The sequence below is a fragment of the Neisseria sp. P0021.S006 genome (assembly GCF_051956895.1).
In genome coordinates this window covers 1-1,016 of sequence record NZ_JBQCWZ010000482.1, presented here as the reverse complement: position 1 = coordinate 1,016, position 1,016 = coordinate 1, and the positions used below count along the sequence as shown (strand labels likewise).

Annotated in this window: 1 protein-coding gene; it reads left to right on the top strand. The window is 55.2% G+C overall.

Annotated features, from left to right (window positions below; translation table 11 throughout):
• Window positions 1-30 precede the first annotated feature (30 nt).
• On the top strand, window positions 31-1,016 hold a 986-nt coding region (gene argS / locus ACTHUM_RS15150; RefSeq protein ID WP_440403308.1), incomplete at its 3' end, for an arginine--tRNA ligase.

Here is a 1,016-nt window from a genome sequence, read left to right as displayed (position 1 = left end):
GATTTGAATTTAACCGAAAGACCGATCTTCATGAACCTACATCAAACCGTCGAACGCGAAGCCGCCGCCGCCTTTGCCGCCGCGGGCATCGCCGACAGCCCCGTTGTTTTGCAGCCGACCAAAAACGCCGAACACGGCGATTTCCAAATCAACGGCGTAATGGGTGCGGCGAAAAAAGCCAAACAAAATCCGCGCGAGTTGGCGCAAAAAGTGGCCGAAGCATTGGCGGGCAACGCCGTGATTGAAAGCGCGGAAGTCGCCGGCCCCGGCTTTATCAACCTGCGCCTGAGTCCTGAATTCCTCGCCCAAAACATTCATGCGGCTTTGAACGACGCGCGTTTCGGCATAGCGAAAACCGACAAACCGCAAACCGTCGTCATTGACTACTCTTCGCCCAATCTGGCGAAGGAAATGCACGTCGGCCACTTGCGTTCCAGCATCATCGGCGACAGCATTTCGCGCGTATTGGAATTTATGGGCAACACCGTCATCCGCCAAAACCACGTCGGCGACTGGGGTACGCAGTTTGGCATGTTGGTTGCTTATTTGGTCGAGCAGCAAAAAGACAATGCTGCGTTTGAGCTGGCGGATTTGGAGCAATTTTACCGCGCCGCCAAAGTGCGCTTTGACGAAGACCCTGCCTTTGCCGACACCGCGCGCGAATACGTTGTGAAACTGCAAGGCGGCGATGAGGCCGTGTTGGCGTTGTGGAAACAGTTTGTCGATATTTCGCTCTCGCACGCCCAAGCCGTTTACGACACGCTGGGCTTGAAACTGCGCCCCGAAGACGTGGCGGGCGAATCAAAATATAACGACGATTTACAGCCCGTGGTCGATGATTTGGTTCAAAAAGGTCTGGCGGTCGAAGACGACGGCGCGAAAGTCGTATTCTTGGACGAGTTCAAAAACAAAGAAGGCGAACCTGCCGCATTTATCGTGCAAAAACAAGGTGGTGGCTTCCTCTACGCCTCCACCGACTTGGCGTGCCTGCGCTACCGCATAGGCAGTCTGAACGC